22 protein-coding genes are annotated in these 17,784 nt (G+C 35.2%); 18 read left to right on the top strand and 4 right to left on the bottom strand.

Translation table 11 applies throughout. The features are described from left to right. The 14 genes from sctJ to ACLPIE_RS12000 are packed head-to-tail and all read left to right on the top strand — an operon-like array spanning position 1 to position 11,612. Positions 1 to 1,011, top strand: coding sequence for a type III secretion system inner membrane ring lipoprotein SctJ (gene sctJ, locus ACLPIE_RS12065; RefSeq protein ID WP_430261887.1), 1,011 nt, complete (start codon positions 1 to 3; stop codon positions 1,009 to 1,011). 17 nt (positions 1,012 to 1,028) lie between these two features. Then, complete coding sequence (locus ACLPIE_RS12060) at positions 1,029 to 1,610, top strand: type III secretion system domain-containing protein (RefSeq protein ID WP_430261885.1); 582 nt, start codon at positions 1,029 to 1,031, stop codon at positions 1,608 to 1,610. Next, positions 1,607 to 2,275: a hypothetical protein gene (locus ACLPIE_RS12055; RefSeq protein ID WP_430261883.1), complete on the top strand. Its 669-nt coding sequence runs from the start codon at positions 1,607 to 1,609 to the stop codon at positions 2,273 to 2,275. The genes ACLPIE_RS12060 and ACLPIE_RS12055 overlap by 4 nt, the downstream gene beginning before the upstream one ends. After that, positions 2,262 to 3,302: a TyeA family type III secretion system gatekeeper subunit gene (locus tag ACLPIE_RS12050; protein ID WP_430261881.1), complete on the top strand. Its 1,041-nt coding sequence runs from the start codon at positions 2,262 to 2,264 to the stop codon at positions 3,300 to 3,302. Before ACLPIE_RS12055 ends, ACLPIE_RS12050 begins: the two co-directional genes overlap by 14 nt. A gap of 13 nt (positions 3,303 to 3,315) precedes the next feature. Beyond that, complete coding sequence (locus ACLPIE_RS12045) at positions 3,316 to 3,693, top strand: hypothetical protein (RefSeq protein ID WP_430261879.1); 378 nt, start codon at positions 3,316 to 3,318, stop codon at positions 3,691 to 3,693. Beyond that, the gene (gene sctV / locus ACLPIE_RS12040; RefSeq protein ID WP_430261877.1) at positions 3,686 to 5,698 is read left to right on the top strand and encodes a type III secretion system export apparatus subunit SctV; all 2,013 of its coding nucleotides are present in this window, start codon (positions 3,686 to 3,688) and stop codon (positions 5,696 to 5,698) included. The genes ACLPIE_RS12045 and sctV overlap by 8 nt, the downstream gene beginning before the upstream one ends. After that, positions 5,699 to 7,027, top strand: coding sequence for a FliI/YscN family ATPase (locus ACLPIE_RS12035; RefSeq protein ID WP_430261875.1), 1,329 nt, complete (start codon positions 5,699 to 5,701; stop codon positions 7,025 to 7,027). A 5-nt stretch (positions 7,028 to 7,032) separates the two neighbouring features. Next, entirely contained in the window at positions 7,033 to 7,404 is a 372-nt protein-coding gene (locus ACLPIE_RS12030; protein ID WP_430261873.1) for a hypothetical protein, read from the top strand. A 1-nt stretch (position 7,405) separates the two neighbouring features. Next, positions 7,406 to 7,873 carry a hypothetical protein gene (locus ACLPIE_RS12025; RefSeq protein ID WP_430261871.1) on the top strand — a complete coding sequence of 156 codons (468 nt, stop codon included), beginning with the start codon at positions 7,406 to 7,408 and terminating at the stop codon, positions 7,871 to 7,873. Continuing rightward, complete coding sequence (locus ACLPIE_RS12020; protein ID WP_430261870.1) at positions 7,857 to 8,804, top strand: FliM/FliN family flagellar motor switch protein; 948 nt, start codon at positions 7,857 to 7,859, stop codon at positions 8,802 to 8,804. Before ACLPIE_RS12025 ends, ACLPIE_RS12020 begins: the two co-directional genes overlap by 17 nt. A gap of 6 nt (positions 8,805 to 8,810) precedes the next feature. Next, positions 8,811 to 9,473 carry a type III secretion system export apparatus subunit SctR gene (sctR, locus tag ACLPIE_RS12015; RefSeq protein WP_430261868.1) on the top strand — a complete coding sequence of 221 codons (663 nt, stop codon included), beginning with the start codon at positions 8,811 to 8,813 and terminating at the stop codon, positions 9,471 to 9,473. Continuing rightward, positions 9,473 to 9,748: a type III secretion system export apparatus subunit SctS gene (sctS, locus tag ACLPIE_RS12010; RefSeq protein WP_430261866.1), complete on the top strand. Its 276-nt coding sequence runs from the start codon at positions 9,473 to 9,475 to the stop codon at positions 9,746 to 9,748. Before sctR ends, sctS begins: the two co-directional genes overlap by 1 nt. After that, complete coding sequence (sctT, locus tag ACLPIE_RS12005) at positions 9,748 to 10,545, top strand: type III secretion system export apparatus subunit SctT (protein WP_430261864.1); 798 nt, start codon at positions 9,748 to 9,750, stop codon at positions 10,543 to 10,545. Before sctS ends, sctT begins: the two co-directional genes overlap by 1 nt. A gap of 14 nt (positions 10,546 to 10,559) precedes the next feature. After that, entirely contained in the window at positions 10,560 to 11,612 is a 1,053-nt protein-coding gene (locus tag ACLPIE_RS12000; protein ID WP_430261862.1) for an EscU/YscU/HrcU family type III secretion system export apparatus switch protein, read from the top strand. 14 nt (positions 11,613 to 11,626) lie between these two features. Here ACLPIE_RS12000 and ACLPIE_RS11995 read toward each other — a convergent pair whose 3' ends face one another. The 3 genes from ACLPIE_RS11995 to ACLPIE_RS11985 all read right to left on the bottom strand — a co-directional run bounded on the left by ACLPIE_RS11995 (position 11,627) and on the right by ACLPIE_RS11985 (position 14,000). Beyond that, a complete protein-coding gene (locus tag ACLPIE_RS11995; protein WP_430261860.1) occupies positions 11,627 to 12,043 on the bottom strand; it encodes a CesT family type III secretion system chaperone in 417 nt (138 codons plus the stop codon). 1 nt (position 12,044) lies between these two features. After that, on the bottom strand, positions 12,045 to 12,482 hold the full coding sequence (locus ACLPIE_RS11990; RefSeq protein ID WP_430261858.1) for a hypothetical protein: 438 nt from the start codon (positions 12,480 to 12,482) through the stop codon (positions 12,045 to 12,047). A gap of 156 nt (positions 12,483 to 12,638) precedes the next feature. Continuing rightward, positions 12,639 to 14,000, bottom strand: a complete 1,362-nt coding sequence (locus tag ACLPIE_RS11985) for a hypothetical protein (protein WP_430261856.1) — start codon at positions 13,998 to 14,000, stop codon at positions 12,639 to 12,641. A gap of 350 nt (positions 14,001 to 14,350) precedes the next feature. On the opposite strand from ACLPIE_RS11985, the gene ACLPIE_RS11980 reads away from it, so the two are divergent. The 4 genes from ACLPIE_RS11980 to ACLPIE_RS11965 all read left to right on the top strand — a co-directional run bounded on the left by ACLPIE_RS11980 (position 14,351) and on the right by ACLPIE_RS11965 (position 16,973). Then, positions 14,351 to 14,743, top strand: a complete 393-nt coding sequence (locus ACLPIE_RS11980) for a YgiW/YdeI family stress tolerance OB fold protein (protein ID WP_430261854.1) — start codon at positions 14,351 to 14,353, stop codon at positions 14,741 to 14,743. Positions 14,744 to 14,909: 166 nt separating this feature from the next. Beyond that, on the top strand, positions 14,910 to 15,326 hold the full coding sequence (locus tag ACLPIE_RS11975; RefSeq protein ID WP_430261852.1) for a hypothetical protein: 417 nt from the start codon (positions 14,910 to 14,912) through the stop codon (positions 15,324 to 15,326). A 251-nt stretch (positions 15,327 to 15,577) separates the two neighbouring features. Next, the gene (locus ACLPIE_RS11970; protein WP_430261850.1) at positions 15,578 to 15,847 is read left to right on the top strand and encodes a hypothetical protein; all 270 of its coding nucleotides are present in this window, start codon (positions 15,578 to 15,580) and stop codon (positions 15,845 to 15,847) included. Between the two features lie 394 nt (positions 15,848 to 16,241). Next, a complete protein-coding gene (locus ACLPIE_RS11965; RefSeq protein ID WP_430261848.1) occupies positions 16,242 to 16,973 on the top strand; it encodes a carbonic anhydrase in 732 nt (243 codons plus the stop codon). 94 nt (positions 16,974 to 17,067) lie between these two features. Here the strand turns inward: ACLPIE_RS11965 and ACLPIE_RS11960 are convergent, their stop codons facing one another. Next, complete coding sequence (locus ACLPIE_RS11960; RefSeq protein ID WP_430261847.1) at positions 17,068 to 17,448, bottom strand: DUF805 domain-containing protein; 381 nt, start codon at positions 17,446 to 17,448, stop codon at positions 17,068 to 17,070. Positions 17,449 to 17,784: the final 336 nt, after the last annotated feature.

Here is a 17,784-nt window from a genome sequence, read left to right as displayed (position 1 = left end):
ATGAATTATCGATTATTGGTTCTTTTTTGGGTTATATTATTAACGGGATGTAAGGTAGACCTTTACAGTAATTTATCCGAAGTTGATGCTAACCAAATGCAAGCTGTATTAGCTTACAATAAAATTCACTCGTCTAAAAATGAAAATAAATCTAATAGTTTCACACTGGAGGTTGACGAAAATGATTTTGTTAAAGCGGTAGAAATATTACGGCAAAATGGCTATCCGAAAAAACAATATCGTTCAATTGATGAGTTATTTCCTACGGGGCAGTTGATCACTTCTCCAGTACAAGAACAGGCTAAATTACGTTTTTTGCGTGAGCAAAATCTAGAGCGAATGCTCAGTAATGTTGAAGGTGTTATTAGCGTTAATGTTATGATCGTTGATGTGGAAAATGATAGTCGACAGCGAAAATTAACCGAACCATCTGTTTCTGTGTTAATTAAGCACTCACCTGAGATTAATTTAAGGGCATTTAATATTAAAATAAAAAATTTGATAAAGAATGCTCTTCCGGGAATTAAATTAGAAAATATTTCATTGGTCAGCCAAATGGTAAATTACCAGTTTGATTATTCAAATTCAGAGACATTTGAGCTTGATTCAGCATTTAGTGGCCAAAAATTGGAGCTTATTGATGAGGAAAGTAAAAATATCAATAAGGCAGCGCCTGAAGCAGCTGCCACTCAATTGCAACATGATGAGACAAAAAAAGACAACAAAAACAGCGATGCTAAAGATGAATTGACAGTTAATAAGAGTGAAAAACCAGTAGCTACATCAGAATTGGTAACCGATCATGAACTTATTAAACCACAATCTATTAATAGCTCAAGCACAATGAGTAATTTTAATTTTGATAATATTGATTTTACCAATATTAACATTGATGATGTAACAAAAAAGGTTATCAATATTTTATCAAAAATTCCAACTTGGGCAATATGGCTGTCTTGGTTTATCTGTATTTTAGGAATTATTTTTCATGCAGTTAAAACGAAAGCATGAAAAATAAATGAAATATTATGAGTTTAAATTTATTGTATACCCAGCTTATTTGGCAGCCCGGTAGTTTAATGCATATTGATTGGTGGAAGAAATTAAAATTGGCTGAATGGTACGATTATTACGTTGATATGTCAGTGCCATCTCAACATCAATTAAATAAATTGATTTGTTTACGTAGAGAACAAGGAGACTGGGGGACATCCCTTTTAGTTGAGGTGCTCAACCCCGTGCAAATGGCGCTGTTGGCTGCATTTCCTCGGTTAAATCAATTACTGTTGGCTATGGGGATTTTATTGAGTCACTGCCCAGAGTACCTTTTATGTCGGCCGTATCGCGACGTTTTAAGTGATTATTTTACCAATAAACAGTTAAGGCAATTACAGAGTCTGTGGCGAGGCGGTAACCAACCTTTAGAAATTGAACCTGAGAATTTAATTCACCGAATTTCTCAGCTTGCGATGAATGCACTGAATAATGAATTATCAGGTGACCCAGTATGGTGGGGGCTATGCTACACACAACCTTATTATAAATTTGAACAAACTAAAACAGAAGAACGGATTATTCCTCTATTTATGCGACTAGAACGTTTCTTATGAAAATAACCCAATTATTAAATGTTGTTTCACTCAAACAAGATGGTGCTCATTTATCTATTATAACAGATGAGCAGTTAACTGAACTTCATCAGGCCAGCCAGATAATTTATGAAGCTAGGAAAAAAGCGGCACAATACTTGTGTCGAGTTCGACGTTTGAATTACCAGCAAAAGCAACATCATCTAAATCAATTAATTAAAAAAAATGATGAGATTGAGCAAAAATCGAAAGAATATTTTAGTCATGCTAAACAAGAAGGGGCGAAAGCAGGTCTAACATGGTTTGTTTCTCAGCAAGGGTGGGAAAAACAAGTATACGAGCAATTAACTAAGGTTATTGCAAAACAACTTTCTCAGCGTCTAGGGGTAATTAGTCAAAATATCGCTTGGGAATCACTTCTTATTGAAGATATTCATGCGTTATATAAAGAGTTTAAGCAAAGTGAGCCTTTAGTTCTCAACGTATCGCCTGAGCTATTTACTAAGATAACCGCAGAGTTAAGCGCTCTCAACCTAGAAATAAAAATTGACGAGTCACTAAATATAGGTGAGGCACGACTAGAAAGTACCTTGGTTGGTATTTCAATAAAAATCCCGAATCAACTAGACGAAATAAAAATTGCACTAAGTCAACTACATTGGGAGCAATTGTATGAGCCAGATTGATGATTTAAATAATAATTATTCTTTAAGAGTCACTGACAGCCAGCCGGATATACCGATTAAGCCGGAAATGCTAAAACAACCAATGCAGGTCAACATCCAACAAGTGCGTTCTGAAGGTCAGCAAGAGGCGATGGAGGCAATTAGCCTCGTAATGGGAAATCGAGCTCGTCAATTTGTTCGAGCTAAAGGCTCAGCTGATAAAGAGACTAGTGGTCGTAGTTTGCTCAAAAGATTGACGGGTTCTACGCCTAAAGTTAAGAGTGTTGCATTAGTTAAATTGTTAACGCAGTTCTCAATGCTCGGTAGTGAAAAGGGTGACCCATTAGCAGAGCTAGTAGCAGAAGGGCTTTCCAATGGGGCATGTCTTGCATTATTGGCTTCATTGCTCAATCAGCCTCATTTGGAAAGGAATCGTCGTAAACGGCTAGAAAAATCGTTACTCGAGTTGCTTGAAGATGAGTGGGCCAGTATTGATATGTTTACTTGGTTAGATCTAGGCGATGTTGATTCTAACCAGCTTATTCCATTAAAAAATATTTACCATCGTATTAGGCAAAATGATAGTCAAAAAGAACAAAGCTTGAATGATTGGTTTGTACAAGTACAGCAATGGCCAGAAAGAACTCAGAGGTTAAAGGTATTAATCCGAGCACTTGCGCTGGATTTGCGCAAAGAAAATGCTAATCAAATCGCCAGAATTGCCACAGCGATTAATGAGTTAAAAAGGTTATTGCTTTTTTTTAGTCTTGAAGATTTGTGTGCTGCTGTCGCGTCAACTGTTGGCCTTACCGCAGATGATGTTTTAGCTGAAATATTTCATTTAATTGAGCAGCCGTGGATTTACCCAGACTGGATCGAGTCTCGAATGGAGTTTATGCAGCTAGATGATAATCAGCAGAGAGTATGGATAAAGCAAATACAAGTATTACTAAAAAATATTCCTGACCCCTGTTTTCAAGATGACGATCAATATCATCAGATAATGGAAGCATTTGTGCAGTATAAAGCGCTTAAAAGTGAAGAATAAATAAGGGCGAAAAATGGAACGGATAGGCTTACAGACACAACGAAATTTAGAGAGTTTTCTTTCAAGATTAGGCATTAGTAAAGTCAATATGCTTAATGAAATGAGCTTCATATTCCCTGAACATTATTTATTTTTAGAGTTAGTCAGTTCTAGAATAATAATGAAAATTAATCGTGAGATTTATCTTGATGATGAAGATATTTTATTGCTTCACCAGCGTTTAGACCCCGAAATGACGAGAGGATATTTATTTAGGGCGTATCGAACAGAGAAAACGCTTTCTCTTAATGTGACATTATCTGAGGATATAAGCAGTGAAACGCTACATCTAGTGTATAGCATCATGTTGCGCTTGCTTTCCCCATTGGAAAAAAATAGAAATAATGGATAGATTAAATCGTTGGTTGCAAATCTTATCTGGAAGGCAAGATATTATTCTGGCGATAGTTTTAATACTGACCGTATTTATGATTATCTTGCCTCTTCCGACGTTGCTTATTGATATCTTAATTGCAATCAATTTTACAGTATCATTACTTTTATTAATGATCGCGATATATGTCAATGAGCCGTTGGAATTTTCAGCCTTTCCAGCGGTTTTATTAATTACCACTTTATTTAGGTTGTCCCTCAGTATTAGTACTACGCGTTTAATTTTATTACAGCATGATGCGGGGGAAATTATTTATGCTTTTGGTGATTATGTTGTGGGTGGAAACATTATTATTGGTTTGATCATCTTTTTAATTATCACTATTGTTCAATTTATTGTTATTACCAAAGGCTCAGAGCGAGTGGCTGAAGTTGGTGCACGTTTCTCCTTAGATGGTATGCCAGGTAAGCAAATAAGCATCGATGGTGATATGCGAGCTGGCACCATCGATGCTGTTGAGGCCAAGTGGTTACGCTTACTGGTTCAAAAAGAGAGCCAACTGTATGGTGCCATGGATGGTGCGATGAAGTTTGTCAAAGGTGATGCGATTGCTAGCATGATTATCGTTGCAGTTAATATCTTTGGCGGAGTGGCCGTCGGTATGCTGGTACATGGAATGTCCGCTTCTGAAGCAATTCAAACATATTCTATATTATCCATAGGTGATGGCCTTATTTCTCAAATCCCTGCGCTATTAATTTCCATTACGGCGGGGATTATCGTGACCCGAGTACCAGGACAAAAACAGCAAAATTTAGCAAATGAAATGATAGAGCAAATGGCACATCAGCCCCAGCCATTATTTTTGGCTAGCGGTATGTTGTTATTGTTTTCTATTTTACCCGGATTTCCATCGGTAGTATTTTTAACATTATCATTATTTATTGGTGGCGCTGGGTGGTTTTTAGCGGGTAAGCCCTTTATTAAAAAGAAAAAAGGGACAAAACAAGAAAGCCCTTTCAATGCTGAAAATAGCCTATTAACAGAATTTAAGCCTGGTTCTATTCCATTGACCTTATCAATTTCTAAAAATTTACGCAGTTATGAACTTGAAAAAGCACTCTTAGTTTTGCGTTGGAATATATTTAACCAGCTTGGTGTGATTATTCCAGCGATTGAATTTACTGAAAATAATCTAGAATCAGTCGTTGAAATTTATTTATATCAAGAAAAAATTGTGCATTTTAACTTAGAGCCTGATGACCTCTTGTTTAATGTGGAGCAAACAGGATTAACAGGAAACAAAATCACGTTATATCCAGGGCGAGTGCTGTATCAATATGCTAAACATGACGTCAAAGAAGAAAGTAGTGCCATCAGTGGTGATGCTCGGATTATCTATTGTTTAGAAAAAGTTATTCGTTATTACGCTAAAGAATTTTTAGGCGTCCAAGAAACTAAACTATTAATGGATGCTATGGAACAAGATTATGATGAACTGATTAAAGAAGTGCAAAGAAAATTACCACTGAGTGATGTCGCAAGTATTTTACAGCGTTTAGTTCAAGAAGACATATCAATTAGAGATCTACGTACCATTTTTGAAACGCTTATTTTCTGGGCAACAAAAGAAAAAGACAGCATCATACTAACTGAATACGTTAGAACTGGGTTAAGGCGGCATATAATCGGCCGTTATTTAAAGGGGGCAGAGGCCTTAGATATTTGGATTATCGGTGACGTGATGGAGGAGATGATCCGTAACTCTATTCGCCAAACAGCCACTGGTACTTATTCAATACTGGATATTGAAGATACGCAAAAAATAATTTCAGTGATTAATGATGCACTAAATGGGATACAGGAGGGGCTATTGATCACATCAATTGATATTCGGCTCCATTTACGCAAAATCATTGAGATGGATTTAATCGATATTAATGTTGTTTCTTTTCAAGAAATCGGCTCTTCAGTGAAATTTAATGTACTGGGGAATATTGATTTAGCGGAAGGGAGCCTGTAAATGATGTTACCGATAATTCCCCCCCCAATATTAGATGACCAACTGGTTTTGCCTATTTGGAAACTTACTCCGAAACAGCAACGCTTTGGTCGCATTACTGAAATTAATGAAACATTATTAAAAGCCGTCATGCCTTGGGTAAGTTTGGGGGAAATTTGTTACATTCAGCCCGATAATATCCCCGCTGAGGTTATCTCGATCCACGATGAACTCGTTTCATTATCTCCTTTTACCTCAGCTCATGGTTTAAAAGCGGGGCAGTGGATCTGTTCGAGTAATAGCGAATATAAAATTCCCCTGAGCAATGGATTGCTAGGGATGGTTGTGGATGGTTTAGGGAGACCCTTTCCAAACCAAAAAGAAATTCCCTTTGTCGATGAATACCGTTCCTTATATGCTCCCGCGCCAGATCCGATGTCTCGGGCATTAATTGATGCTCCTATGCCTCTAGGGGTTAAAGCTATCGACAGTGTACTGACTTGTGGTATTGGCCAACGCATTGGTATTTTTGCTTCTGCGGGGGGAGGAAAGAGTACATTACTTGGTATGTTATGTGATGGTAGCCAAGCGGATGTGATTGTTTTAGCACTGGTTGGTGAACGAGGAAGGGAAGTCAGGGAGTTTACTGAATTGGTGTTATCCCCAGAAGCGAAAGCCAAAAGTGTCATTGTTGTTTCCACTTCAGAACGCCCAGTTCTTGAGCGCCTTAAAGCGAGTTGGACAGCGACAACCATTGCCGAATACTTTCGTGACAAAGGACTAAATGTTTTATTGATGGTGGACTCATTGACGCGATATGCAAGGGCAGTTCGTGAGGTAGGATTAGCTGCGGGTGAACCGGCAGTATCTGGTGGCTTTCCCCCTAGTTTATTTGCTCAATTACCCCGTTTATTGGAGCGAGCAGGGCCAGCAAAAGTGGGAAGTATTACAGCAATTTACACCGTACTGGTTGAAGGCGATAACATGAATGAACCTGTTGCGGATGAAGTACGTTCCTTGCTCGATGGCCACATTATTTTATCTCGTAAACTTGCCGATCGTCACCATTATCCCGCTATTGATGTGATGTCTAGTGTTAGCCGAGTCATGAATATGGTGACGACTAAGCGGCACCAATTATTAGCTGGGAAACTACGATATTTGATCAGCCTCTATCGCGAGATCGAGTTACTGGTTCGTGTAGGCGAGTATCAAAAAGGGCAAGATTTAGAGTCTGATGAAGCGTTGGCTCGCTGGCCTTTAATCCGAGATTTTTTATGTCAGTCAACGGATGAGCGTGGTGATTATGAGCAAACATTGCAACAATTAGAGCAAGTTATAGAAGGTTAGTGAGAATGTTACATCAAATCATTAAATTGAAAGCCCACAAAGAAAGACGTTTGCGCCAACAAGTAGTACAAGGCCAGCAACAATATGAAAAGCAACGATTTCAGCAAGCCAACTTATTTCAAAAACGTGAAGTCCAAAAAAATGAATGGGATGCTTTGAAACAAGAGACATTTACAAATTTGTCTAAAAATGATTTATCTCGGCTGCAAAAAAACTTAAAAGCTTATTATCTAAAAGATAACCGATTAAAAAATGAAATTTTAGCGATTGAGAACCAGTGCGATTCTTGGTTAGAAGAAAAAAAGGAGCTTCTGCAGGAACTGCGCAATCTGCGTATTAAACAAGAAAAATTAAATTGGATAATTAGTGAAGAATAATATGCGAATTAATGACATGCGTTATCTATTTAATCATCGAGATAATGAGGATAAGGCGGACGTTACAAAAATTGCTGATATTAACCAATTTCAACACTTTCTCGGTGGAAAAAATAAAAAATCCAATAAAGATAAAAAACAGCAAAGCCCACTAGGGACGACAGACTACTTGAAGAATTGTTTTGATACGCTGATTAACCAAGGGAAAAAAGAATTTAAAGATAGCCAAAGAGAAATTAAACTTCTGGGAGAAGGAAAGCTTCAATGGCGTTTACTGAACGGCACTATGAAAGGCTGTACACTATATGTGAATTGGAAAAAAAACAAAATTAATATCGAAATTTACACTCAGCATCCTACTTTTTCAACATTATTAAATATTAAAGAGCATATATATAAGAGCGTTAGTCAGCGCTACCCTCAATATATCATTGAAATTAAGGTATTAGAAAATGCTAAATTTTCTTAACTCAGACTGGCAACTATTAAGCCAGCATATTGGTGGTGGTAGAAAAACAAGTGACAATAAAATAACTCTCTGTATTGAGCATCATGCAGTTTGTGACCTAAAATGGGCTAATAAACATAATCCTAAACAATCCATATGGACGAATTATAAACTCTGGAGTGAGTGGCTATCCGATGGTTATCCTGCAATAGATCTTAACCATTACGATGCAGAGTTTTACCCATTACTTACCCGTTTAAGCCTTGAAAATGCACACGCGTTTTTTCTTGCTGCTGACTTTGTTCCTGAGAATTTAACTCATGACCAATTAGATGCTGGTTGGCAGCTGATAATTAAATTACAGCATGAAGAAAAAGAATTGCCATTAATACTTAAAGGCTGGGAAGCTGCGCAAATTTTACAAATAACCAAGCATTGGCTCCCTTGTGAGAAAACTATTGCAGTACCTGAATTGTGTTTTCCTTTAAGTATTGCTGTGAAAAATTTAACATTAAAAAATTGCTTGTCTTTAAAAGCTGGCGACGGAATAGTGTTTAATACGTTTTCAGATATACGAAAAAATGAAGTTTGGATGTTATTCGGTAAAAAACGAATATCGATGACATTGAGTGCGACAGAGGTTAGCGTAAATATGGTCGATGAAATTAGTGGGTTAACCGTAGAGCATGGGGATATAACTCAGCTGGATGATTTACCGTTAACACTGGTTGTTGAAGCTGGGATGATTAATTTATCGTTAGCGGATATTGCTCAATTAGCTCCAGGTTCGATAGTACCAGCCTCGAGCTCATTAAATGGAGGGGTTCGATTAATGATTAATGGTGCTTGTATTGGTTACGGGAGTTTAATTGAAATGAATGATTGTTGGGTTGTTCGTGTAGATTCATTAGTAAATAATTTAATATTATACAACAAAAAGAAGCGCTGGTAAGTTAAAATGGAAAAATTTGAATTTGGTGATAAACCCTTATTATTGATCATCATTCTATTTTCGCTCTCTCTTCTACCTTTAATTGTCGTTGTTGGTAGTAGCTTCTTGAAAATATCCATAATTTTATCTTTATTACGCAATGCGCTTGGTATTCAACAAGTCCCCCCAAATATGGCTATTTATGGAATGGCATTAATTCTTAGTTTATTCATTATGGCTCCAGTCGCATACGAAATAACAGATAATATAAGCAATGATCCTTTTAGCTTAGAAGATGAAAATTTATATGAAAAAGTAGATATGAAAATTATTTATCCTTGGCGAGCTTTCTTACAGCAAAATACCCAAGAAAAACAAATTGAATTTTTCAGTGAAAAAGCGACTCAATTTTGGCCAAAGCAAATGAGAGAGAAAATTACAGATGAGTCATTATTTGTTATCTTACCTGCATTTATGGTTAGCCAATTAATTGAAGCATTCAAAATTGGTTTTTTATTGTATCTTCCGTTCATTGCGATTGATTTAATTGTTTCCAACATTTTACTTGCAATGGGAATGATGATGGTATCACCAATGACGATTTCTCTCCCATTTAAAATATTAATCTTCGTGATGGTGGACGGATGGGAACGTTTATTCTCTCAACTGGTATTTTCATTTTATAAATAATGTTAAATGATCGCGTAATTGTCCAGCTAACGATAGAGCTACTGTGGATTGTATTACTTTTATCTTTACCTACAGTTATTATCGCTTCTGTAACTGGGATATTGATAAGCTTAGTGCAAACATTACTACAGCTACAAGACCAAACACTACCATTTCTAATTAAATTAGTTGCAGTTTGTATTACCCTCGTAGCGACCTACCAATGGCTAGGAGATAGCTTATATCATTATACGATATTAGTTTTTGATCAAATGGATAAAATGGAGGGGGGGTAATGTTTGAGAAATTACTCACTGACCCATCACTACTTTTCTATTCTATTTTAAGGCCATTAGGATTATTTTTGTTATTACCGATTTTAAACAGTAAAAACTTAGGTAGTGCTCTTATTCGTAACGTAATTATTTTGATATTTTCGATCCCAATTATTCCCTTATTTTTAGATGATAGCATTTTAAGTCAGATAAATAACATTGGAAGTTGGAGTTTTGTTATCCAAGAAATTATGATTGGCGCAATTATTGGTTTTACTGTTGCGTTGCCTTTTTGGGGACTAGATAGCGCAGGTTTTATTATTGATACACTACGGGGGGCATCAATCGGCACATTGATTAATCCTAGTTTAGGAGACTCTGGGACGATTATGGGGATCTTATTTGTCCAGCTTTTTACGGTTTTATTCTTTATAATCGGTGGGCTTAATTATGTTCTCGATAGCCTCTATATTTCATACCAAATCATTCCTCCAGGAACAGAAATTAACTTCGGTACCCATTGGTTAACATTAATTATAAAACAGTGGGATATTATGATTGCCTTATCTTTAGGCTTTGTGCTACCAGCAGTTGTGATCATGATTTTAACCGATCTAGGGATTGGATTGATGAATCGTTCTGCACCGCAATTGAACGTCTTTTTTATTGCGATGCCAATTAAAAGTGTACTGGCGTTATTAATCTTAATCATCAGCATTCCATTTCTTTTTTACAGCTACTACGACTGGGCGAATAATCTGGTGGATACACTGATTGCTCTTTATCAAAAAATGATTTACCAAGATATCATTTATTAATATAAGGTGAAATTGTGAGTGAAAAAACAGAAAAACCAACCAGTAAACGGCTAAGAGAGGCGCGCTTAAAAGGTCAGGTGGTTAAAAGTGTTGAAGTTATTTCTGGGTTTCAATTAGCAACAGTGGTTATCGTATTTGTATTTTTCTTTGCAGATTGGTTAGATTCACTGCAAGCATTAATCATCGAAACATTAAATCAAATTAATATGTTAAATGAGGATACAATAGGAAATATTACTGTTTTATGGGGAAAGGAACTGGCTAATATTTTGGGTGTCCTCGCTGTCTTTCTTTTTGTCGTGACAGTATTTGTACTGTTTTCTCAAGTTGGAATTGTATTTTCAACCAAGGTTTTTGAAGAGTTTGGCAAGAAGCTTAATGTGGTTACTAATATCAAACAAATGTTTTCAACATCGAATTTATTTGAATTACTGAAGTCCTTATTGAAAACCACCATCATAGGGACAATATTTTACTTTATTATTAGAGAACATTTTTCAGCTTTTCAACAAATATCATTGTGCGGTTATACCTGTGGATTACCCTTTTTTTCAATGCTCTGTTTCCAACTCTTTATTGGGTTATTGGTCTGTTATATTATTTTTGCGATCGCGGATTATAGTTTTCAGCGCCACCGAACTATGAAGCAGCTGATGATGACAAAAGAAGAAGTAAAACAAGAATATAAAGATTCAGAAGGTAACCAAGAGATCAAACAACGACGTAAGGAGATACATAGGGAAATACAACATGATAATGTACAGCAAAAAATACGTAAAAGTAGTGTGGTAATCAAAAACCCAACTCATCTTTCTATCTGTCTATGGTTTGATACAAAGCAGTGCCCGCTACCTAAAGTTCTTGCTAAAGGAGAAGGAGAAAGAGCTAAGTGGATGAATAAAATGGCGGAAAAGGAAGGTATCCCTGTAGTAGAAAATATTGTATTAGCGCAGGGGTTGAATCGCCATATTGAGGAAGGAGAGTTCATCACTTCTGATTTTTTTGAACCTGTTGCGGAAATATTGCGCATCGTGATGAACATCCCCTATGATCCAGAGGATGATTAAGTAGATAAGGTATATTAATAATCGATTGTAGTAATATAAATTCCTTTTTCTTGCAGATTACTGAAGATCATCTGGGTGTCGGCAAGCAGTGATTTTATTCGGTTATCCAACACATAAATATCAATATCTTCAGTATTTATAGGTAGGGTTAATAGTAATATTTTTTTCTCTTGATCCCAGTTTAAATAGGGTTGGTTGGTATATTTAAATAACATATTCAAACTTAGAATATATAATGAGTGTTCTATTGTTATGTTGCCTGGCATTTTTCCAATGATAGAATTAAGTAAAATGTTTTCTGAGTTAACTTCATTTATTAAAATGCTTTTCTCTTCAGGGAAAATAAGTTGGCAGCTGCGTTGAAAGCCTAGTTTTAAGTTTTTGATACCAATATACTTTCCAAAGTTAAGAATTAAATCGTCATTAAGCATATTATTCACCTGGCTCATTTAATATAATCATATTTTTTATCTTCATGTTGTTGTAAATTTCTTCACCAATTTGTATGAAAGGTAATATTTTTTCTCTTATGTCTGAACTGGTTATCTCAACATAATTGATGCTATCAATTAATGTCACCAAATTACTGGTTGGTGAATAGGTTAGTTTGGGGCCATAATTTATCGCCATCGGCAAGTTAACTTCCAACATATCGAATATCTCTGTTGATGAAATCTGTTTATTCAAATAGCCGAGGGATAATATCAATGTTAGGTTTTCATCATTATCCTCATTATCTTCCCAGATGAGTGTTAATAATAAATTATGATGATGTGGTAAAATTATATAAGCAAATTTATCACTAATATTTAGCTCAGAGTTAAATTCAATAGAGAGATTTCTTAATGAGTTTTCTATCAATGTATTCATTTTTTTCCATCTTTATCTATACGAAGGTATTATTGTGTTATCGTCAGTACAATAATACAACAGTAAAATTGAAACATTATAAGGTATAATAAAATGTAATTTAGTATTTTATTTAAAGCCTTGAGATATCATTTTATTCATATCGGATAACATGGTTTACATACTGTTAATTAATGAAACATATGCATTATATGTCTGCATTAATTTTTGTAACTGTAATTGAGAAGTAGAAATAAAATCAGAAGCACTATTGGTTTTATTGTCTAATGCGCCTTTTATTGCCGTTAAATCCCCTTGATTATAATTAGGGAGTCCTTTATCAGTAAACAAGCGGTTAATATCTTCATCTGGTAAGTTGAGGTAGAGTTTTTTTAATTCATGTCGAGAATTAGTTTCCCAATGATAATCATTGTTATTCCACTCATTTTTGTTGGCCAAGATAATGTCGCTGTTCAATTGAAACTCATTTATGTTGTTTTTTTGTGCAATATCTTTGACTACTCCGCTTGGATCATTAGGGAAAGCTGAATTAGGTGAAGAAATTAGTCGTGTTCTCAATGAATGCCATGTCCAACGACCTCCATCTAAATCATTTGCAAAAACACCATCAACAGCGGAGGCTAATTTCTGGGCTTTCCGTGCTATTTCTGAATTTTTTTCCATATCAAAAAAACGACCATTTGATTGCGTGGAGAGCATATTCATAAAGGCAAAGAGAATTGCTAAACCACGCGAAAATAGGTTATCCCCCTTGTACAGTTCTAACCCAGAGAGCGCTTTGCTTTTAATTTGTGTGTGGGGCATTTGTGGTTCGCCTATGTAGCCGCTAATGCGATTTGACATAAGTCTAACTTCTGTCTCTTCGACGGCATCTAGCATCTCTTCTTTGTTAGTATGTTCTTCTTTTGCATTCTGCTGCTGTTTTTTCTGTTGCTCTTGCTGAATGAGGTGCAATTGTTCAGAGGTTAATTGTTCAGAGGTTAATTGCTCACTTTCGCTTATTTGTTGGTTTAGGCGCAACATCAGCTCAGCCATGTCTTTTGCTAACTGCATATCTGGCCGACTGCTATTCGGGGAGTGAGACTCTTTAAGTAATTTTTGTAAAAGAAGTTTTAAATCTTTACTGACTTGTTGATTTGGTAATGAAGATGAATTTTCTTTAAATGATATGAGTATTTGTTTTACTTTATCTTTGATTAAATCAGAGGTAACTCCTTGACTAATTTGTTTTAGCAGCACTATGCTTTGCTGGAATAGTGAATTAACTTGCTGGTGAATGATTACTGGAAACATCTCCCCCTTCTCAAAAATAGTGACTAATTGATTGAGGTTAGCGTGATTTTTTACACCTAGATTAGCGAGGTCTTTTAATCTATTAATGGTACTTTGTGGGATTTGAGCGCTATTGCTGCTGTTAGGATTATTATTAAAATATAGGTTATTAGTCGATATCTTTATATTTGTCTTAGTAGCTAGCTGGGTTGCTCGGGCATAAAGGCTAGTAAATTGGCTAGACATAAAACTTCCTCTATTTCAAATAATTGATACTGATTATTTCGCGGACTTAGTTTTTATTAGGCGGACAGTATCATTAGTTCTACATCAAGTACGATAAGTGTGTGATGTTCATTGAATTTTCAATAGTGTTGTAGTCAGGTTAAGAATGTCAATAAAGTATTTTAAAAAAGTTTCTCTATTGATCATAATGCGGTTTTTTATACCTGAAGTTAACATAATACCTACTGCTCATTAGAGTTACATGTGCGGTTATCTACAATATATAACTTAAAGAATTAATTATTTGCCTTAAGTTTCTGTTAAGATTTAATGTATAGACTATACAAAATTAACAGACAAAAGGAATTATTATGAATAAGGCAATTATTGCACTCCTATTATCAGCTGCATCATTTGGTGTTATGGCGAATAATCATACTGGTGGTTTTGTTTCGAATGATGGCATTGTGGGGCAAAAAGGGGGTTTTGTTGCCACAAACCAAGCGGTGACAACCGCTGTACAAGCGAAAGACCTTCCTGATGATGCATGGGTTTCACTTGAAGGTTATATTGTTAAGCAAATAGGCAAAGAACTTTACGAGTTTAAAGATAGTACAGGCTCAATTGCTGTAGACATTGACGATAAGCGTTGGCGTGGGCAAGTTGTTACACCTGAGACAAAAGTCCGCTTAGAGGGAGAGATTGATAAAGAGTGGGCTTCATTAGAAGTTGATGTGAAACGCGTAACCATTATCAATGAATAATCGTAAATTTTTAATAAGCTCCTAGATAGGGGCTTTTCTACAATGATAACGCTAATAATGCATTATCATCGAGCTTATAGAATGAAACCTCGCCATTTTTGTGGCGGGGATTTTGCTATTTTAGGCATATTGGCGTCAAATACTGAATGGACAAGGATAGGTGAATATGAGAATTAAGTTAGATAAGACATGGATTGGATGGTGTCTCATTGCTTTATTTTTAATGATAAGCTCTTTTTTATTTGGTGTTTCAGTTACCCAAAAAATTAATTTTGACCCTATTGAACAAACAAAAATAAATGTTTCTAATTTATTAGATTATCCCAAAGCAGCCGAATTTAAAAATATGGAATATTTTTATAACAAAAAGACCCCAAATGGTGGTGAATTGGGTTATATTTGTGGAGAGGTGTTCACATTTAATCGGGATATATTACCCGATGGATTCAAGCGGTTCATAGTAAAAGTATATACCCCTCCTAAAGGTTTGATACTGCTCTCTTTTCCTATTATAGAGGATGCTGAAGATGCATTGTTATCTGAAAAAATTGATAGTATTTGGATGATGCTTTGCCATAATTAATCATATTAAATGATCATCAGTGAAACTCTATTTGTTAGCTTCTATTTTTTCACATAGCAGCATTAAAGCGAGTAGAGTTTTCATTAAGGATAATAGGAAAATAGATTCCATATAACAATCAATTTTCCATCAAAAATTATTAACAATAAATCGTAATATTAAAATGAAAACTAAAGATAATTTAATTGAAAAGCAAGTTAGCATAGCTAAAACAGGTGTTTTTTTTTGCTTTTGTGGGCACCGTATTGCCTATGGCTGGCTTAATAAAACAAATTTACGAACCAACAGGTGACGGTATTGTTATATTAGTTCTTGGTTTAGTGGTTTGTTTGTTTTTTATGCTAACTTTCTTACTAGGGTATTCTGTTATGATGGTTAAGCAAAAAGATAAACGACTACTTTGGTCAAAAGTTCAAAGAAATATAGGGATTCTTTTTTTGCTTTACCCATTTGTAGGTTTTTTGGCAAGTATATTTCTGATTAAAGCAGGAAACCTTGGGATACGAGGTTCAATAAATTAATCTAAATTCTATAGTCATGTACGAAAGGTAATGATAAGGAATGTAAGCAGATCCACTTCTCGACCACTAAAAGGTCAGTAGAAGTTAATTTTTAGGGCCCCACAAAGAAGTCGTTGCTTTATATATTTCTCCATATCTATAGTGCCATGAGCTTTAAAACTGCTATTACGGGTTATTTTCTGTTAGCAAGACTATAGAAATAGTAGTGAAAGAAAGTACTAAAAAAGATGAGATAAATTTGGTTTGTCTGAAATGTTTTCATCGATACAGAATTTTATGTTAACTATATTTTTTAGGTTGGAATTTTATTGGATTATAAGATAAATCCTGATGTTATTTATGTGAATCAAGGTGTAGTTTTAGAACTCATATTAACAATTTGAGTTCTTATCACATGAGTTATAATAAAGCTATATTATGTGTTTTGGTCACATTTGCGTTTTCATCACAAGCTAATTCATTATGGACATACGAGGGTAGCGGAGCACCTGAAAATTGGGGAAAACTGAGTGATGAATACAAAGTTTGTGAAAGTGGATTTAACCAATCCCCGATTAATATTGATAATGTTATTGATGGAAAATTAACGCCATTAACGATAAATATACATACGCACGCGCAAAAAATTATCAATAACGGGCACTCAATACAAATTAATGTTAATGATGATGATGATTTTTCTATTGATGGGGCAACCTACCAATTAAAACAATTTCACTTTCATAGCCCAAGTGAAAATGAAATAAAAGGTAAACAATATCCACTAGAGCTGCATTTTGTTCACTCCAAAAATGATGGGGGAGTCGCAGTACTCGCAATTATGTTAGAAGAAGGTGATGCTAATCCTGCCATAGAGCAGGTGTTGAGTAATATACCAGAAGAAAAAAATCAGGAAAAAGAATTAGGTGAAAACATTGACTTAATATCGCTTTATCCAGAAGATAAAAGTTATTATCGTTTTAGTGGTTCTTTAACGACTCCACCTTGTACTGAAGGTGTAGTTTGGTTGGTCATGAAGCAGCCGATAAAAGCATCCAAAGAACAAATAACGAAATTTCAAAAAGCATTGGGTCATTCAAATAATCGGCCAGTTCAACCATTACATGGTAGATTAATCGTAAACTAATAAAACCGTATTAATATAATCAGTCATTGTCAGGTCTGAGTTAGTAAAAGTAAACATTAGCGCGCCAGCCAGAGTAGCTGGCGCACTTTGATATTTAGCCTTTAGGGTTCGGGCCAAATCGGTTATCACCTTGATTACTATCAAGGCACATGAATACGAAAACAACAAGTCCACCAAAAGGGATAAAATTGAGAAGAAAAAACCAACCAGATTTATTTGTGTCATGCAGTCTTCTGACACATACAGCAATGCTAGGAACAATTAGAGCCAAAGCATATATAAGGATGAGTACTGATACAACGCTCCCTATACCACTCATTTCTCCTGTACTGTAATCTATAGATGAAAACATGATAATATATAAAACGGCTAGTATGATGGTGTTTATTAATGTAAACATCCAATACTCTTTACGTCTAGCCCGACCACTAAAGTTTGCGTAATTGTTTTTAATAACGTCCAAATACCAATTCATTTGTTAATCCTTAACTAAAATTATAAAGTCAAGGAGTATAGTAGCTTGGTAATTTTTTGTAAATGCAAAAATTAAAAATTAGGTTTATCATTTAGTAAAATACTATCTACTAGCTCTTTGGGTTCAGCAAGTCAATCATCCTTATTAAATATTTTCCAACATTTATTTAATATAAATTTTCGTTTCTTCCCTTCTAAGGGAATGACAGCGTGCTATAGAATTAATTAGTAGTGTAAATAAAAGAGGTGATGTTGATTTTAAATAATCAATAAAAGATGCTGTGGAGGTTTTGTTGTGCAGCGTGCTTATTCGGTCACTAAGAATTACGGAATAAAT

This window comes from Providencia sp. Me31A, from assembly GCF_050487165.1.
In the GTDB taxonomy this organism is placed as follows: domain Bacteria; phylum Pseudomonadota; class Gammaproteobacteria; order Enterobacterales; family Enterobacteriaceae; genus Providencia.
This window is presented reverse-complemented; position numbering and strand designations above follow the sequence as displayed.

What these genes read in the sequence shown, in the direction of transcription:
- ACLPIE_RS12055 (WP_430261883.1), top strand. Translation starts at nt 1,607, where the DNA reads ATGAAAATAACCCAATTATTAAATGTTGTTTCACTCAAACAAGATGGT.
- ACLPIE_RS11995 (WP_430261860.1), bottom strand. Translation starts at nt 12,043, where the DNA reads ATGCTTAATGACGATTTAATTCTTAACTTTGGAAAGTATATTGGTATC.
- sctJ (WP_430261887.1), top strand. Translation starts at nt 1, where the DNA reads ATGAATTATCGATTATTGGTTCTTTTTTGGGTTATATTATTAACGGGA.
- sctR (WP_430261868.1), top strand. Translation starts at nt 8,811, where the DNA reads ATGGAAAAATTTGAATTTGGTGATAAACCCTTATTATTGATCATCATT.
- sctS (WP_430261866.1), top strand. Translation starts at nt 9,473, where the DNA reads ATGTTAAATGATCGCGTAATTGTCCAGCTAACGATAGAGCTACTGTGG.
- ACLPIE_RS12050 (WP_430261881.1), top strand. Translation starts at nt 2,262, where the DNA reads ATGAGCCAGATTGATGATTTAAATAATAATTATTCTTTAAGAGTCACT.
- ACLPIE_RS11970 (WP_430261850.1), top strand. Translation starts at nt 15,578, where the DNA reads ATGGCTGGCTTAATAAAACAAATTTACGAACCAACAGGTGACGGTATT.
- ACLPIE_RS12035 (WP_430261875.1), top strand. Translation starts at nt 5,699, where the DNA reads ATGATGTTACCGATAATTCCCCCCCCAATATTAGATGACCAACTGGTT.
- ACLPIE_RS12045 (WP_430261879.1), top strand. Translation starts at nt 3,316, where the DNA reads ATGGAACGGATAGGCTTACAGACACAACGAAATTTAGAGAGTTTTCTT.
- ACLPIE_RS12020 (WP_430261870.1), top strand. Translation starts at nt 7,857, where the DNA reads ATGCTAAATTTTCTTAACTCAGACTGGCAACTATTAAGCCAGCATATT.
- ACLPIE_RS12060 (WP_430261885.1), top strand. Translation starts at nt 1,029, where the DNA reads ATGAGTTTAAATTTATTGTATACCCAGCTTATTTGGCAGCCCGGTAGT.
- ACLPIE_RS11985 (WP_430261856.1), bottom strand. Translation starts at nt 14,000, where the DNA reads ATGTCTAGCCAATTTACTAGCCTTTATGCCCGAGCAACCCAGCTAGCT.
- sctV (WP_430261877.1), top strand. Translation starts at nt 3,686, where the DNA reads ATGGATAGATTAAATCGTTGGTTGCAAATCTTATCTGGAAGGCAAGAT.
- ACLPIE_RS11980 (WP_430261854.1), top strand. Translation starts at nt 14,351, where the DNA reads ATGAATAAGGCAATTATTGCACTCCTATTATCAGCTGCATCATTTGGT.
- ACLPIE_RS11990 (WP_430261858.1), bottom strand. Translation starts at nt 12,482, where the DNA reads ATGAATACATTGATAGAAAACTCATTAAGAAATCTCTCTATTGAATTT.
- ACLPIE_RS11975 (WP_430261852.1), top strand. Translation starts at nt 14,910, where the DNA reads ATGAGAATTAAGTTAGATAAGACATGGATTGGATGGTGTCTCATTGCT.
- ACLPIE_RS12025 (WP_430261871.1), top strand. Translation starts at nt 7,406, where the DNA reads ATGCGAATTAATGACATGCGTTATCTATTTAATCATCGAGATAATGAG.
- ACLPIE_RS11965 (WP_430261848.1), top strand. Translation starts at nt 16,242, where the DNA reads ATGAGTTATAATAAAGCTATATTATGTGTTTTGGTCACATTTGCGTTT.
- ACLPIE_RS12030 (WP_430261873.1), top strand. Translation starts at nt 7,033, where the DNA reads ATGTTACATCAAATCATTAAATTGAAAGCCCACAAAGAAAGACGTTTG.
- sctT (WP_430261864.1), top strand. Translation starts at nt 9,748, where the DNA reads ATGTTTGAGAAATTACTCACTGACCCATCACTACTTTTCTATTCTATT.
- ACLPIE_RS11960 (WP_430261847.1), bottom strand. Translation starts at nt 17,448, where the DNA reads ATGAATTGGTATTTGGACGTTATTAAAAACAATTACGCAAACTTTAGT.